Genomic DNA, 15,796 nt, shown 5'->3' on the forward strand with positions numbered 1-15,796 from the left:
ACAAACAAGATACCATTAAAATTAAAAGCTATAAAAGAACAGACCGTTTCAAAGCTAGCTTTGAAACGGTCTGTGAATCTATTAACTTAGTCCAATAATCTGTAACGCTTATTTAGGACTAGTCAGTTTTGAAATTTTAGCAATCTCCTGGTTTTCCATCAGCTTTTTCTTTAAACCAACTCATTGGGAACGAGCTTGGACGTTCGATCGGCAAACCGTACAAACGGTCGTAAACCAGCGAAGCCAATACTCCAAGCGATCGCGAAACGCCAAACAGTACCGTGTAAAAGTTGTGTTCCACAATGCCGTAGTGGTTCAGCAGCGAACCGCTGATTGCATCTACGTTTGGCCAAGGATTTTTGATCTTTCCGGTAGCTTCCAGAATAGGAGGGGCAACGCGATAAATCTGGTTCACCACATCAATCGTTTTATCGTGTTTGATGTATTTTTCGGCAAACTGTTGCTGAACCGTAAAGCGCGGGTCAGTGATCCGTAGAACCGCATGTCCGTATCCGGGAACCACACGTCCGTTTTTAAGCGTGTTTTCGATATAATCGGCAATCTGCTCGTCGGTTGGTACGTCGGTGCCGATTTGCTCCAGCATTTCGTTGATCCACGAAATCACTTCCTGGTTGGCAAAACCGTGCAACGGACCTGCAAGTCCTGTCATTCCGGCCCCAAACGAATAGTACGCGTTACTTAGTGCCGAGCCAACCAAATGGGTGGTATGTGCCGAAACGTTTCCTCCTTCATGGTCGGCGTGGATCACCATATACAGACGCAAAAGGCGTTTTACTTCCACCGAGTCGAAACCCATCATGTGGGCAAGGTTACCTGCCCAGTCGAGGTTCGGATTGGGGTCGATGTGTTTGCCATTGTGGTACATGCGGCGGTAAATGTAGGCGGCAATCCTTGGAAGACGGGCAATCAATGTCATCACATCTTCGTACATAAAATCCCAGTAATACTTTTTACCCACACCGGCACGATAGGCTTTCTGGAAAACCGAATCGTACGCCATTGCGATAATCGCTGTAGTGAACTGTGTCATTGGGCGGCTGTTTTTAGGCAGCGCGTCAATCACATCAAAAACGTGTTGTGGCACGTGGGCACGTGTTGCCCAATCTTTTGAAAGGTTTTCCACGTCTTCCTGCGTTGGTATCTCACCGATTAGCATCAGGTAGAATAAACCTTCCGGAAGCGGTTCACCATCAGCGTCGAGCTTTGGCAGTTTTTGCTGCAATTCCTGGATTGAATATCCTCTGAAACGAATCCCTTCGTTGGCATCGAGTTTCGAAGTCTCTGTCAACAAAGCGGGAATTCCTTTCATACCCGATAATACCTGATCGATGGTGACTTGTCCGAGAACGACATCGCCATGGTCTTTTCTGATTCTTTGAAATTCGGCCATACACTTGCTGGCCCTATCGAAAAATCTATTCTTAATGTATTCCATCTGTTATAATATTTGTTTGATTATTATTGATTAATGCATGTTTTTGATAATCTCGTCCGCAAACTCTGAGGTTGTCAGCAAAGTGGCTCCTTCCATCTGAGAATGCAAATCGGATGTTACTTTTCGTTTGGCAAATACGTGCTCCATGGCATCGTAAACATGTTCGGCAGCTTCGTTCCAGCCCAGGTATTCCAGCATCATCACTCCCGAAAGGATCAGCGAGCCGGGATTGGCTTTTCCGGTGCCAGCAATATTTGGCGCCGTTCCGTGAGTGGCTTCAAAAATGGCATAGCCGCTTTGGTAGTTGATGTTTGCACCGGGAGAAATTCCGATTCCGCCAACCATTGCTGCCAACTGATCCGAAATATAGTCTCCGTTCAGGTTCATGGTGGCAATTACCGAGTGGTCCCACGGGTGTAACAGCGATTCCTGTAAAAAAGCGTCGGTGATGCAATCTTTTACGATCACCTTACCGTCTTTCTTGGCTTCATCGAGTGCTTTGTCGGCATCCAGTTGGCCTTTTTCTTTTTTGATCTTTTCGTACTGTCTCCAGGTGAAGGTTTGCAGCTTGAACTCCGTTTCAGCCAGGTCGTAACTCCAGTTTTTGAAAGCTCCTTCGGTGTATTTCATGATGTTCCCTTTGTGAACGATCGTTACCGAAGGCAGTTTTCGCTGAATGGCGTATTCAATGGCCGATTTGGTCAGTCGTACCGAGCCGTCTTTTGAAATCGGTTTTACACCGAAAGAAGAACTTTCCGGAAAACGGATCTTGTCCACACCCATTTCGTTGATCAGGAAATCACGAAACTTTTTACTCTTTTCGTCTCCAGCCATGTATTCGATGCCGGCATAAATATCCTCGGTATTTTCACGGAAAATATGCATGTCGACCATCGACGGGTAGCGAATGGGAGAGGGCACACCTTTGAACCAACGCACCGGGCGAAGGCAAACGTACAAATCCAGCGTTTGGCGTAGTGCAACGTTCAGCGAACGAATTCCTTCCCCAACCGGAGTCTGCAGCGGGCCTTTAATCCCGATTAAATGCTCCTTAAAAGCGTCAAGCGTTTCCTGCGGAAGATAATTTCCGGTTTCCTTGTAGGCTTTTTCCCCGGCCAGCACCTCTTTCCATATCAGTCTTTTCTCATCGCCGTAGGCTTTGGCAACCGCTGCATCGAGCACCCGCTGCGAGGGGCCTGTAATGTCTTTGCCAATTCCGTCTCCTTCAATGAATGGAATCACCGGCTGGTCCGGTACAAAAAGCTTTCCGTTGACTATTTTGGTTTTATTTGTCATCTCATTTCTTTTAAATTTCTCTTTCACGCAGATTACACAGAAAAACGCAGATTTATATATTGTTAGCTATTCGTTGTATTGCACTTGAGATATTATCGGTGTTGAAATTAACCAGTATGCCTAATTTTTTGTCGGCTAATTTCAGGTACGAAACTGTTTGTTTAAAGTACAGTTTATTCATCGTTTCAACCGATTTTATTTCAATTATTACTTTGTTCTCCACCAATATATCAATACGAAATCCTTTTTCCAGGTTTTTACCTTTATAGTTTACTGGTAATTCAACCTGATGATCTACATCATAACCCATTTCCCGGAGTTCATAGATTAGAGCTGCCTCATAAACAGACTCCAACAGACCTGGCCCAAGTGTATTGTAAACTTCAAATATTGCTCCTCTGATGTCGTAAGATATTTGATTTTCACTTAATTCCATAACTAATTTTCACTTAAGTCAGGATAGTTTCTTGTTTTTGTCTGCGTACATCAGCGAAATCCGCGTGCACACTTATTTAATTCAATTTAGCCTGAAGATTTTCATCCAGCGCTTCCAGGAATTGTTCGGTAGTCAGGTAGTGTTCTGCTTTTAATTCTGCACCGTAAACGATCAATGCAAGGTCCTTGGTCATTTTTCCTGATTCCACCGTTTCAATACAAACTTCTTCCAATGCATTGGCAAAATCGATCAACGGCTGGTTGTCATCCAGCTTGCCGCGGAAAGCGAGTCCACGTGTCCAGGCAAAAATCGATGCGATCGGGTTGGTCGAAGTCGGTTTGCCTTGCTGGTGCTGACGGTAGTGGCGCGTAACCGTCCCGTGAGCGGCTTCGGCTTCCATCGTTTTTCCATCCGGAGTAATCAATACGGATGTCATCAGTCCAAGAGAGCCGAATCCCTGCGCAACGGTGTCGCTTTGTACGTCGCCGTCGTAGTTTTTACAAGCCCATACAAAGCCTCCGTCCCATTTCAATGCAGCAGCCACCATGTCATCGATCAAGCGATGTTCGTAGGTAATGCCGGCCGCAGCAAATTTATCCTTGAATTCTTCTTCGTAGATTTTCTGAAAAATATCTTTAAAACGACCATCGTATTTTTTCAGGATGGTGTTTTTGGTTGACATGTACAAAGGCCATCCTTTATCCAGCGCCTGGTTCATACACGAACGGGCAAATCCGGTAATCGATTCGTCGGTGTTGTACATGGCCATGGCCACTCCGTCGCCTTCAAAATCATAAACCTCGTGCGAAACGGTTTCGCCACCGTCTTCCGGTGTAAAGGTGATGGTTAGTTTGCCTCTTCCTTTTGTTACGAAATCAGTTGCTTTGTACTGGTCGCCAAACGCATGACGTCCGATGCAGATAGGCTGTTTCCATCCCGGTACAAGGCGTGGAATATTAGAGATCATAATCGGTTCGCGAAATACCGTTCCTCCCAGAATGTTACGAATGGTACCGTTGGGCGATTTCCACATGTGTTTTAACCCAAACTCTTCCACACGGGCTTCGTCGGGTGTGATAGTGGCACATTTTACGCCCACACCGTATTTTTTGATGGCATTGGCGGCATCCACCGTAATTTGGTCGTCAGTAGCGTCACGACTTTCAACTCCGAGATCGTAATATTTTAAATCGATGTCGAGATAGGGAAGAATTAACTTTTGTTTGATGAAATCCCAAATAACCCTGGTCATTTCATCTCCGTCGAGCTCTACTACCGGGTTTTGAACCTTGATCTTTTGCATGGTCTTAAATTTAATTTACTGATTATTATTGGTTTTTTATGGTGTTCCAATTTATGTTATATCCCCGGGCTTCAGCCCGGGGTTATTTATGTTTAATCCTTTCAGGATTGTTTTTGCTTAATGGTTATTAAGCGTTTTGTTGTTTGATCAAATTAAGCGCTGATCCTGCCTTGAACCATTCAATCTGTTGCTGATTGTAGGTGTGATTCAGTTTAATGCTGTCTTTTGACCCATCGGCGTGAACCACTTCAAGTGTCAGCTGCTTGCCCGGTGCAAAATCAACCAAATCAACAAAGTTGAAGGTATCGTCTTCCTGGATCAAATCGTAGTCGTTCTCGTTGGCAAAGGTTAATCCAAGCATGCCCTGTTTTTTCAGGTTGGTTTCGTGAATACGTGCAAAAGACTTCACAATTACAGCCCGAACGCCCAAATGACGTGGTTCCATCGCTGCATGTTCGCGTGAAGAGCCTTCACCGTAATTCTGGTCTCCAATCACTACTGTCGGGATACCCGCAGCTTTATACTGACGCTGAACTTTTGGGACTTCTTCGTAAGCACCGGTCAGCTGGTTTTTTACCTTGTTGGTTTCCTGGTTGAATGCATTTACTGCACCAATCAGCATATTGTTCGAAATATTGTCGAGGTGTCCGCGGTAACGCAACCATGGTCCGGCCATTGAAATATGGTCGGTGGTACATTTCCCAAATGCTTTGATCAGCAATTTGACGCCAGTAATGTTTTTGCCGTCCCATGCTTCGAAAGGCGACAGTAATTGAAGACGATTTGAATCGGGAGCAACATTTACCACTACGTGTGAACCGTCTTCTGCGGGAGCCTGAAATCCTGCGTCTTCCACATCAAAACCTTTTGGCGGAAGTTCAAAACCCGAAGGTTCATCCAGTTTTACTTCTTCACCATTTTTGTTGGTCAAAGTATCGGTTTGCGGATTAAAGTCGAGACGACCGGCAATGGCCAGCGCTGTTACCATCTCGGGTGAGGTAACAAAAGCATGCGTATTGGGATTGCCGTCGGCACGTTTCGAGAAGTTCCGGTTAAAGGAGTGAACGATGGTGTTCTTTTCCTGCTTGTCGGCTCCTTCGCGCGCCCACTGACCAATACACGGGCCACAGGCATTGGCAAATACTTTTCCACCAATTTTTTCAAACGTATCGATAAATCCGTCGCGTTCGATGGTAAAACGAACCTGCTCCGATCCCGGAGTGATCGTAAATTCTGCTTTGGTGATCAAACCTTTTTCCTCTGCCTGTTTGGCAATCGATGCTGCTCTTGAAATATCTTCGTACGAAGAGTTGGTACAACTTCCGATCAAACCAACCGATATTTCAACCGGCCAGCCGTTTTCTTCGGCCACCTTTTTCATTTCCGAAACCGGTGTTGCACGGTCGGGTGTGAACGGTCCGTTCAAATGCGGCGCCAGTTCCGAAAGGTTGATCTCAATGAGCTGGTCGTAATATTTCTCAGGATTTGCATACACTTCCGGGTCGGCATCCAGCACATCTTTCATCTGGTTAGCGATCGCTGCTACTTCCGATCTTCCGGTTGCGTTCAGGTAGCGCTCCATACTTTCGTCGTAAGCAAAAATACTGGTGGTAGCGCCCACTTCGGCACCCATGTTACAAATGGTTCCTTTTCCGGTGGCAGAAAGCGATTTGGCGCCTTCTCCGAAATATTCGATAATGGCTCCGGTTCCACCTTTTACGGTAAGAATTCCGGCCACCTTTAATATAATGTCTTTAGGTGAAGTCCAACCGCTCAGTTTGCCGGTAAGTTTCACCCCAATCATTTTAGGCATTTTCAGTTCCCAGGCCATTCCGGCCATTACATCCACGGCATCGGCACCACCAACGCCAATGGCCACCATTCCGAGTCCACCTGCGTTTACGGTGTGCGAGTCGGTTCCGATCATCATTCCCCCGGGGAAAGCATAATTTTCCAAAACTACCTGGTGAATAATACCGGCGCCTGGTTTCCAGAATCCGATTCCATATTTGTTGGATACCGATTCCAGAAAATCAAAAACCTCTTTGTTGGCATCTTTTGCCACCGAAAGGTCGGTTTTTCCTTCCACCTGCGCCTGAATAAGGTGGTCGCAGTGAACCGTAGAAGGAACTGCGGTTCTTTTCTTCCCTGAATTTATAAATTGGAGCAGTGCCATTTGTGCTGTTGCATCCTGCATGGCCACCCGGTCGGGTGCAAAATCCACATAATCTGTACCTCTTCCAAAAGCTGCCAGTTCCTGAGTCTCAAAAAGATGTGCATATAAAATCTTTTCGGCATAAGTCATAGGGCGGTTTAAAAGTTCTTTTGCTTTTTGAACTCTTTTCGGTAGCTCTGAATACACTTTTTTGATAAGGTCTGAATCAAACATAAGATATTTAGTTTTTTTGAATATTATCAAGATTTATTCTGTCGCAATTTCTTAACAACAATACGCTATAAATGTTGATGAAAAGCCGATAGAATTTTACTATATTATTTTAGTTAAATCGATTGACTGATCTCATAAATTAAACCATTTTGTAAACAATGGTTTGTAATGTTGGTCACAGTTCTTTCAGCTTTTGTTTTTGCCGTCTGTTTAGCTTTAAAGGGTTTTAATATACTAATTTCTTCCCTTTTCCTGAAACCAATCCCAAACTAAATTTTGAAGGTCAGTATTGCTTTGAAAATGATAGTGAAGCACCCGGATTGAGATGTAAAATGACGGTGGAGAAGCGTCGCTAAAAAACATAAAAAAAGACTGCCGAAACGAGCGACAGCCTTTTTTTCGAGCTTTACTGATCAGTACAAGTCCGGCGTGTTAAAAATCAGTGACCTTATCTTGAACGTATTTCACGACGCATAAATTGCAAATATGCCAGGCCAAAGAAAACCAGAGTTCCGGCCAGTAATGCGGTTATTTGCGGCCACACCAGCATCATGCTTTGTCCCAATGGAAGCGGACTGGGAATGGCACCACTCATTTGTTCCATGGTAAGCGGACCAAGGCTACGCACACCGGGAACAAGCAGGGTAGTGGTGGCATCGTCAAACAACTGTCCCGGGTTAAGGCGCATGATGTTTTGAATCAGTTTCTGAAGCGAAATCAACTGGTTCTCACTGATCATCTGCGCAGGCGAAATGCCTTTGGCAATCACGTTCACAATCATATTATAGAATATGCTGAAGAATAACCAGATGGAAATTCCTGCAAGCGCCGAGGTAGTTGCCTGCCGGAACCTGACAGAAAACAGGATGGACAGGTTCAGCCAGAAAGCGACGTACACAATACTGACAATGGAGAACATCAGGATTCTGAGGACTTCCTCAGCAGTTGGCGGAATGCCTATGATGACGAGTCCAAATCCCAAAACCAGCAGATTTAGCGAGAAAAACAGGATGCTCAACACGATAAGAGATGCCAGAAATTTGGCATTCAATACATAATCGCGGTAAATGGGTTGCGATAAAACGCGGCTAAGCGTTCCCTTGTTTTGTTCTGAGTTGATCGCGTCAAAACCCATGCTGATTCCCAGCAATGGCCCCAGAAAACTGATGAAGACAATAAATGGCGGAAGCGTTCCGTCGGAAATCGTAAACAGTTTCAGGAAGAAAAAGGACTCTTCGGGATCGTTGCCTGGTTTGGCTGATGCAAAACCTGTAAAAGCCGTGTATAGCGAGCCGGTACAGGTAAGCAACACAATGGCCAGCATAATGATAAACCGCCAGCTTTTTATGGTGTCCGAGATCTCCTTGTTCACGATCACCCAAAACGGACGAACGATTGAATAGTTAGTTTGCATAAGCCGTTCCTCCTTCCATTAAATGATTATAAATGGCTTCAATGCCAAATTCCTTTTTATTCAGAAAATTAAGGTTGTAGCCTTCTTCCATGATCTTTTTTGAAAGCACGAGCGAAATATCTTCCGAAGAAAGCACTTTGAACAAGCCATTTTCTTCGCTTACCGAATCAATTTCACTCATGTTGGCAGCCAGGTTTTGAAACCAGCCGAGCGTCAGTTTTTTACCAGCTTCACGTGAATTATCGGCTCCCAGTTCGATCAGGTATCTTCCGCTTGTCAGTAATTTTTCCGACAAAGAGCGAATATCGCCGATAGCCATAAGTTTTCCTTCCAGAAAAATTCCGATACGGTCGCAAACCTGCTGGACATGCTGCAAATCGTGCGACGAAAGCAGAATGCTGATTCCATGCTCGTCGCGGAGTTCAACGACTAAGTTCAGAAAATCCTGCACGCCTTTTGGATCGATTCCGGAAGTAGGTTCATCCAGAATGATCACTTCGGGATCTTTGATCAGCACATCAGCCAGACCGAGTCGTTGCCGCATTCCTTTTGAGAATTTCCCGGTCTTTTTGTTTTTAACTCCTGTTAAGCCCACGCGTTCAATCAGTTCTTCTGCCTTTTTTGTTGCTTCTTTTCTTGGGATTCCGTTTAGCATGGCAGAATAAACCAGGTTTTCAAGAGCCGTCTGATCATCATAAAAACCAACGTCTTCAGCGAGATAACCCACCTTTCTTTTCACCTCTATGGGGTGACTGGTTGAATCGATTCCACACACTTTTACTTCGCCGGCGCTTGGATCGGTCAGTCCCAGCATCATCAAAATGGTGGTTGATTTCCCCGAACCGTTGGGTCCGAGCAATCCAAATATTTCGCCTTTTCCGATGGTCAGGCTGAGATTGTCGACCGCGGTAAAATCGCCGTACTTTTTACTAATGTTTTGTAATTGGATAATTGGTTCGGCCACGGCTTACCTCCTTCCGTATTTTTTAAACAGAATTACAATACCCAGCAGTACCAGCACCACTATTACAATCCCGACCAATCCAACGGTTATCGGAGTTCTGACCGAAACCCGGAACGATGCAGATGAATTTACTTCGGGTGTTTTGGCGTCCATTTGAACCACATAGTCGCCCGGAATCGCTTTTTTAGCGGCTGTGATGGTTGCATAAACCGTTTCGGTTTGTCCCGGACCGATTTTGCTGATTTTGGCCGGCTCAAAAGTTACGCTCCAGTCTTTGGGTTTCGATGCTTTTAATTCCACGTTTTCGAGATCTGTTGTGCCTCCGTTTTTGACCGTCAGTTCTATTTTCTTTTCCGATCCTGCAGTAATGTGCGCACTTAGCAAGCCCGACGGCGTGCTCAGATCCATTTCGTAAGTACCGGTGATCACTACTTCAAATTCCAGGTCGGCAGAGGTGGAACCCGAAACCGCTTTTACCGGAATTTTGTAGGTACCGGCTTTTACTGAAGGCGAAGGTTTTACTTCGTAGCTGATGCTTTTGGTGCCGTTGGCTTCCACTTCGGTGGAGGTGGCCTGCTTGTAATTGGGTTTTATAATCACACTCCAGCCACGCGGGGCATCTGCCATTAACGCATATTGCTGGTTGGTGGCGGTTTTGTTTTTGAGTGTGGTATTAAAGGTAAACGACGAACTTGAAGTTCCCTCCATGTTTCTCTGGTCGCAGGTAAATTCTGTTACGCTCGAACCCGCCGATGAAACATTGATGGTTAAGGGCAAAGAAACACTGCCTGCTTTCGCATAAAAAGTGTAATTGCCTTTCTTTATCTGGTAAGGAACGTCCACTTTCAACGTGAGTGTTTTCTTTTCGCCCGGCAAAGTAGCCAGTTTGTCGATGTTGTAACCTCCTGCGGTGATGCTGTGATCCCAGGAGCGGGGAATGTTACTCGCCGAGATGTCTTCGTTCCGGATCTTTGATCCATTGTTGATCACATCAATCGAGTAGCTAACCGAATTTCCCGGAGAGACTGAAACTTTTGTGTAAGGCGTATAAAGAACCAGGCTGTCGGTTTGTGCCTTACTTTGGCTGAATGAAAAGAACACCAAAAAAGTGCTAACGATAAAAGATTTGAGAAGTAGTAATTTGTTCATGTCACTGATTTTTAGTTTTACATATTTATTGATTCAATAATAGTTTTCCGATGGCCGATAATTGCTTACAAGCAACCTGTATTACTGCGTTAATAAATTGAAATCCGTTTAATAATAATGGAGTGATGGGAGGCGATAAAATGGATTAACAGTGACTGTATGGGGGAGGAAGATCGTAAAAAAGCGGGTGATACATCGTCCTGGTTTTAGCTGCAGGACGATTGGTTGCTAAATTACCTTGAGTGGTTTCAGTGTATCGTTTTACCGGACTTTCGGTAAGTTCAATGTCCGGATTATCGTAATCGTCGGTTCTGAAAGCTGGGGTGTCGATGTTTTCGGAGAAGACATGCCCCGTGTAGACGCCTACATAAACTGTTGAACTATTCCCCTGAATTTTTGAGATACTCTCAACTTCCGATCGGAGAAGAAAGCTAAATGCAAGAAATATTAAAACCAGTTTTTCCATTCAAAATCTCTTTATTAAATCCACAGTTGAACGTAATAATTGCCTTTTTGAAGTGGTACAAATTTATTTAGTTTTTAATCTGAAAAGTGTAAAACAAAGTTAACGCGCGTTAAAAAATCTTGAATATGTTTAGTAGAAATGAGTGGCATATTTTTCATCAAGCAATAAAATGGGCAACAAATGGAGAGCCCTTTCGATGGAAACTCCGATTATTCCTTAATTTGATTACGCATCAGCACAACGCTGAACCTAGATGGTAACAATACACGAATCGGGTAACCAGCCTTTGTTGCCGTCGGCCAATTTAATTTCTTTCCAGTTGTCAAGGCTGTCGGTTACATCAATTTTAACTCCTTCGTAAATCAGGAATAAATCGGTTCCGGTTTGCGATGGCGAGCTTTTCACGGTTACCCGCGGACAAAATACGATGGCCTGGTTACGCTTGTTGATGACCGCTTTCTGATGTGCGGCCCACGAAAACGTAAATCCTGAAAACACAACAGCCAGTATTCCGAACCAAAAGGCAAAACGTTTGGCGGTGGAGTTCTTGCTAAACAAAAACAAACCCAGCAGCAAAAGGAAAAGTATAAAGGCACCAACACTGATGGCCGCCCAGGTATCTGTCGGGTATTTGTTGATGATCGATGATTTCCAGCGCAAAAAGAACGGCTTGGGCAATGCTTCGATTTTGGTTACCACAAACTGGTTGGCAATTTGCAGGTTAAAAGCGATATCTTCATCCTGCGGAGCCAGTTTTTTTGCACGCTCGAAATTTAGTATGGCGTTATTGATATCTCCGGCTTTGTAATACGCATTCCCGAGGTTGAAATACAGCTTGGCCGATTCCTGTCCGTTGGTCAGAATTTGTTCGTAAGCCGAAATGGCCTGTTGGTATTCTTCAGCTGTATAATGATTGTTGGCCTGCTCCCACAGTTCGGTGTTGTTTACCTGGGCGTTCAGGAAAGAGGGGAGAGCAAATAATATGATAGCAATTAACTTCTTCATTTCTTCTGTTGTAAACGGTGAATGAACACTATTTCTTAATTTGTTTCTCGAACCGGCTCATCGTAGCTTCTGCCTTTTTATAAAGCTCATGACGTGCTTCAGAGCCTCCCGACGGTGCATAACGTGCAAATTCGCACTGATCGATCACATCTTCAAAATCAGTGATTACCTGCTGGTCCACATTTTTGTTGATCAGCCCGGCAACGGCGCTTTCGCGGTTCAGATCGGCCACCGGAATGCCCAGCTTGTCGCTGAGGTATCCCCAGAAGGCTTTCAGAATGGCATCGTGGAAAGCTTCGTTGTTGTTTTGCTTCATAAAGCCTGCTGCGGCCTTCAAACGTTTTGTGGCAACGCGGTTGGCCTTTTTGTTACGCACCAGCGCAATGTTGGCGTTTTCGCGTGCTTTCTTCCGGTAGATAATGTATAAGATGACAAACAACAAAGCACTTGCAGCATAGATCAGGTAAAACAATGCACTTCCGTAGAACGTGTCTCCTTTGGCCCGAAGCGACGGATTTCCCTGCTGGATGTAGCGGATGTCTTTGCCAATCAGCTGCAGGTCTTCTTTTCGCAACGAACTAACCACAGTGGCAGATTGCTCTTCCGTTCCCTTTTTCACATGCAGCGTGTATTCTGGCGTAGCTGCCGATTCGTAGCTCCCGGATGCGGGATTATACCAGGTGAACCTGATCGATGGGATGGTGTAATCTCCCTCAAAACGCGGCTGGAACAGGTATTCTATGGTTTTGGTGCCCGATGCTCCGCTGTCGCTGGCTTTTACGTTGTCGGTAGTACGCGGATCATATACTTCAAAGTCGCTGGGCAATTGAAGTTCGGGTGTACGAACCAGGCGGATGTTCCCGCTGCCGTTTATTTTTAGCGTAAGTGTTACCGCATCGTTGGTGGTAACGTTCTCGCTGCTGAGCTGCGAACTGATACTGAAATTACCAACGCCTCCCATAAAATCCTTGGGAGCTGCCGGCAGGTCTTTGACGTTTACCGTTACCTGATCGCTGGTTACATGCGCTTTTACGTTGGTGTAATTATCGAAAAAGTCATCAAAAAAACTGCGTGCTTTTACCCGTTGCCGTACCAAAACCGACAGGCTGAACGGTTTAATCTGTAATTGACCGTTTTGTTGCGGGAACAAGATGGTTTTTTTCAGAATACCGACCTGGTAGATTTTGTTGTTGTATACTTCGCGCGTAAAATTGATCTGCTGCGGAATATCGATATCCTGGGTGTAAAATCCTTCGTAAGTCGGAAGGTTTACTTCGTCAAAATTATAAATCGGGATGTTGGGATCGACATAAAGTTTTACGGTAGAGATGATCTGCTCTCCGCGGTATACGTTTCTTTTGCTGAGTTCAGCACGTACAAATATGTTGTCTTTTCCCAGATCGATATTTTTTGTGGCTTCCTGTTGGGCTTGTCCACCACTGTTTTGTTGCTGTTGTTGCCGGGCAGGCTGCGATTGGGCTTTTACTACCTGTATGGTTAGCGAATTGGATTCAATCACCTTCCCTTTTACCTCAACAGAAGCAGGCCTGATTTCGAAAGTACCTTCTTTTTTGGAACGTAAAATATAGGTGTACGAGTACGTCGTTTCAGAAGTAGTACGTCCGTTTATGCTCTGAATACTGGTCGACTGACCGGTACTTGGCCCCATTAGTATCTGGAAATTATCGCTCAGTCCCGGGGGGAGCTGAAGTTTGTCACCCCGTTCGTTGAGTGTAAAACTTAATCTGAATTGCTGTCCGTTTTCCACGGCATTGGGAGCCGACATGGTAAAACGGGTGTCCTGTGCATGGGCAATTCCAAGTATGCTTACCAGAAAAATGTATGTTATCAGTGTCCTCATTGTCTTGTAAAGCCTACAAAATTATTATTTTTTAGCTACGAGCCTCAAGCTGCGAGCTACGAGCTTTCTTATTTAATACAGGCGCAATTTTCTTTACGTTCCTCGCCTTAGACTTAGCCTTCGCCTTCGCCTTCTCTTCTACCACTCCTTCTCTGTCTGAACTTTTTTTGCCAGAGCAGCTTTTTCTTTTTTTACCTTATCCTGGATCTTACGCTCATCGTTTTGCAGCGCCTGCAGCAACTGTTCAGCATCCTGTCTCGAAATTTTGTTCTGCTGCGGTTGTTGTTGCTGTTGCTGATCTTTATTTTGCTGATCCTTGTTCTGGTCCTGCTTGTTTTGATCCTGGTTTTTATTCTGATCCTGCTGATCTTTATTCTGATCTTGCTGGTCCTTGTTTTGGTCCTTATTCTGATCTTTATTTTGATCCTGCTGATCTTTGTTTTGGTCTTTGTTCTGATCCTGGTTTTGCTGATTTTGTTGTTGCTGCTGTTCCTGTTGTTTTTTCAGCATTTGTGCATAGGCCAGGTTGTATTTTGTTTCCAGATCAGAAGGATTTTCGCGCAGGGCTTTTTTGTACGATTCGATACTTTCATCCAGTTTGTTTTGCATCAGCTGGGTATTTCCCAGGTTGTGGTTGGCAAATGCACGTTCTACCGGTTCTTCCATTTTTTCGGCCAGTTCGCTGAATTTACCTTCCGCATCTTCAAAACGCTGTTGTTTGTACATCGCATCTGCCAGGTTGTAATTCCATTTCAGATCGTTGGGGCGTTCGTTCAGCGCTTTCCGGTATTCGGTTTCGGCATTGCTGAATTTTACCGAATCAATCTTGCTGGTATCCTGCACGGCTTCCATAAACAGCTTGTTGCCGTTACGGATGAATTTCCGCTCGTTCTGTGCAAATACACTGAGCGATATTGCTGTTAACAGTGCTATGAAATAGATTCGTTTCATCATCTTAACTCCTTTCTCTTTTAAACTCAACGATTTTAAACCGCTGATCTTGCTTTTGCCTTTCCTAATTGGTCTTAAACAAATGAATGTTTTTCAGGAATTTGTTCTTCCTTTCGAGGATTACAAATTCGAGTAACAAAAGAAACAGACCCACCGCAAAGAAATACTGGAACTGGTCGTCGTATTCCGAATAGCTGCGCGATTCCATTTCCTGTTTTTCCATTTTATTGATCTCGTCGAAAAGCGAATTCAGTCCCACTTGTGCATTGTTGGCGCGAATGTAGATACCGCCGCCGGCTCCCGAGATTTGTTCCAGCATCTGTTCATTCAGTTTGGTGATCACTACTTTTCCGTCGCGGTCTTTCATGTAGTCGGTTTGCCCGTTCTTCAAAACCGGGATCGGAGAACCGGCCGGTAGTCCCATTCCGATGGTGTGCACTACGATGCCTTCTTCGAGTGCCGATTTGGCAGAGGCAATGGCATCGTCTTCGTGGTTTTCACCATCGGTAATTACGATGATCGCCTTGTTGGCTTTGTCGCCCGGAGTGAACGAACGGTGTGCCAGGTCGATGGCAGCGCCGATGGCTGTCCCTTGCTTGGGAACAATCTGCGTATTTACCGAGTTCAAAAACAATTTGGCTGAATTGTAGTCGGCAGTGATCGGCAGCTGGGTATAAGCATCGCCCGCAAATACGATCAGCCCGATTTTATCGTCTTCCAAACGGTCGATCAAACGTGAGATAGCCCGTTTGGCCCGTTCCAGACGGTTGGGCTGAATGTCTTCGGCCATCATACTGTTCGATACGTCAAGTGCAATGATCAGCTCAACGCCTTCGCGTTTTTCGGTTTTTAATTTTGAACCAAACTGCGGACGGGCAATTCCGGTAATAATGAAAGCCAGCGCCAGCATCAGTATAATAAATTTCACCACCGGACGGGTACGTGAGCTGAAGGGCATCAGTTGCTCCAGCATTTCCCTTTTTCCAAATTTTTTCAATGCCCGGCGGCGTGCAATACGCGACCACGCAAAAAACAGGGTGAGTAGAGGAATGAGTAACAATCCCCATAAATATTCGCTATTTCCAAACCTAAACATTTCCATATTC

Annotated in this window: 13 protein-coding genes; all 13 read right to left on the reverse strand. The window is 45.0% G+C overall.

Annotated features, from left to right (window positions below):
• Window positions 1-136: 136 nt before the first annotated feature.
• Entirely contained in the window at window positions 137-1,456 is a 1,320-nt protein-coding gene (locus MR764_RS13875; RefSeq protein WP_247980032.1) for a citrate (Si)-synthase, read from the reverse strand.
• A gap of 30 nt (window positions 1,457-1,486) precedes the next feature.
• Window positions 1,487-2,779, reverse strand: coding sequence for an NADP-dependent isocitrate dehydrogenase (gene icd / locus MR764_RS13880; RefSeq protein WP_348773081.1), 1,293 nt, complete (start codon window positions 2,777-2,779; stop codon window positions 1,487-1,489).
• A 25-nt stretch (window positions 2,780-2,804) separates the two neighbouring features.
• Window positions 2,805-3,188 carry a GxxExxY protein gene (locus MR764_RS13885; RefSeq protein WP_247980034.1) on the reverse strand — a complete coding sequence of 128 codons (384 nt, stop codon included), beginning with the start codon at window positions 3,186-3,188 and terminating at the stop codon, window positions 2,805-2,807.
• Window positions 3,189-3,264: 76 nt separating this feature from the next.
• Window positions 3,265-4,491: an isocitrate dehydrogenase (NADP(+)) gene (locus tag MR764_RS13890; RefSeq protein WP_247980035.1), complete on the reverse strand. Its 1,227-nt coding sequence runs from the start codon at window positions 4,489-4,491 to the stop codon at window positions 3,265-3,267.
• A gap of 127 nt (window positions 4,492-4,618) precedes the next feature.
• Window positions 4,619-6,880, reverse strand: coding sequence for an aconitate hydratase (locus MR764_RS13895; RefSeq protein WP_247980036.1), 2,262 nt, complete (start codon window positions 6,878-6,880; stop codon window positions 4,619-4,621).
• A 448-nt stretch (window positions 6,881-7,328) separates the two neighbouring features.
• Window positions 7,329-8,294 carry an ABC transporter permease subunit gene (locus MR764_RS13900; protein WP_247980037.1) on the reverse strand — a complete coding sequence of 322 codons (966 nt, stop codon included), beginning with the start codon at window positions 8,292-8,294 and terminating at the stop codon, window positions 7,329-7,331.
• Window positions 8,284-9,258 (reverse strand): ABC transporter ATP-binding protein, encoded by a 975-nt coding sequence (locus tag MR764_RS13905; protein ID WP_247980038.1) that lies wholly within the window; start codon window positions 9,256-9,258, stop codon window positions 8,284-8,286. Before MR764_RS13905 ends, MR764_RS13900 begins: the two co-directional genes overlap by 11 nt.
• 3 nt (window positions 9,259-9,261) lie before the next feature.
• Window positions 9,262-10,407: an NEW3 domain-containing protein gene (locus MR764_RS13910; RefSeq protein ID WP_247980039.1), complete on the reverse strand. Its 1,146-nt coding sequence runs from the start codon at window positions 10,405-10,407 to the stop codon at window positions 9,262-9,264.
• 145 nt (window positions 10,408-10,552) lie between these two features.
• Complete coding sequence (locus MR764_RS13915) at window positions 10,553-10,873, reverse strand: hypothetical protein (RefSeq protein ID WP_247980040.1); 321 nt, start codon at window positions 10,871-10,873, stop codon at window positions 10,553-10,555.
• 249 nt (window positions 10,874-11,122) lie between these two features.
• Window positions 11,123-11,878 (reverse strand): tetratricopeptide repeat protein, encoded by a 756-nt coding sequence (locus MR764_RS13920; RefSeq protein WP_247980041.1) that lies wholly within the window; start codon window positions 11,876-11,878, stop codon window positions 11,123-11,125.
• 28 nt (window positions 11,879-11,906) lie between these two features.
• On the reverse strand, window positions 11,907-13,739 hold the full coding sequence (locus MR764_RS13925) for a BatD family protein (RefSeq protein WP_247980042.1): 1,833 nt from the start codon (window positions 13,737-13,739) through the stop codon (window positions 11,907-11,909).
• 138 nt (window positions 13,740-13,877) lie between these two features.
• Window positions 13,878-14,693 (reverse strand): tetratricopeptide repeat protein, encoded by an 816-nt coding sequence (locus tag MR764_RS13930; protein ID WP_247980043.1) that lies wholly within the window; start codon window positions 14,691-14,693, stop codon window positions 13,878-13,880.
• A gap of 61 nt (window positions 14,694-14,754) precedes the next feature.
• Window positions 14,755-15,792: a VWA domain-containing protein gene (locus MR764_RS13935; protein WP_247980044.1), complete on the reverse strand. Its 1,038-nt coding sequence runs from the start codon at window positions 15,790-15,792 to the stop codon at window positions 14,755-14,757.
• Between the last annotated feature and the right edge of the window lie 4 nt (window positions 15,793-15,796).

It is taken from the genome of Maribellus sp. YY47, assembly GCF_023111095.1.
Classification (GTDB): domain Bacteria; phylum Bacteroidota; class Bacteroidia; order Bacteroidales; family Prolixibacteraceae; genus Draconibacterium.

What these genes read in the sequence shown, in the direction of transcription:
- MR764_RS13875 (WP_247980032.1), bottom strand. Translation starts at nt 1,456, where the DNA reads ATGGAATACATTAAGAATAGATTTTTCGATAGGGCCAGCAAGTGTATG.
- MR764_RS13885 (WP_247980034.1), bottom strand. Translation starts at nt 3,188, where the DNA reads ATGGAATTAAGTGAAAATCAAATATCTTACGACATCAGAGGAGCAATA.
- MR764_RS13890 (WP_247980035.1), bottom strand. Translation starts at nt 4,491, where the DNA reads ATGCAAAAGATCAAGGTTCAAAACCCGGTAGTAGAGCTCGACGGAGAT.
- MR764_RS13895 (WP_247980036.1), bottom strand. Translation starts at nt 6,880, where the DNA reads ATGTTTGATTCAGACCTTATCAAAAAAGTGTATTCAGAGCTACCGAAA.
- MR764_RS13900 (WP_247980037.1), bottom strand. Translation starts at nt 8,294, where the DNA reads ATGCAAACTAACTATTCAATCGTTCGTCCGTTTTGGGTGATCGTGAAC.
- MR764_RS13910 (WP_247980039.1), bottom strand. Translation starts at nt 10,407, where the DNA reads ATGAACAAATTACTACTTCTCAAATCTTTTATCGTTAGCACTTTTTTG.
- MR764_RS13915 (WP_247980040.1), bottom strand. Translation starts at nt 10,873, where the DNA reads ATGGAAAAACTGGTTTTAATATTTCTTGCATTTAGCTTTCTTCTCCGA.
- MR764_RS13920 (WP_247980041.1), bottom strand. Translation starts at nt 11,878, where the DNA reads ATGAAGAAGTTAATTGCTATCATATTATTTGCTCTCCCCTCTTTCCTG.
- MR764_RS13925 (WP_247980042.1), bottom strand. Translation starts at nt 13,739, where the DNA reads ATGAGGACACTGATAACATACATTTTTCTGGTAAGCATACTTGGAATT.
- MR764_RS13930 (WP_247980043.1), bottom strand. Translation starts at nt 14,693, where the DNA reads ATGATGAAACGAATCTATTTCATAGCACTGTTAACAGCAATATCGCTC.
- MR764_RS13935 (WP_247980044.1), bottom strand. Translation starts at nt 15,792, where the DNA reads ATGGAAATGTTTAGGTTTGGAAATAGCGAATATTTATGGGGATTGTTA.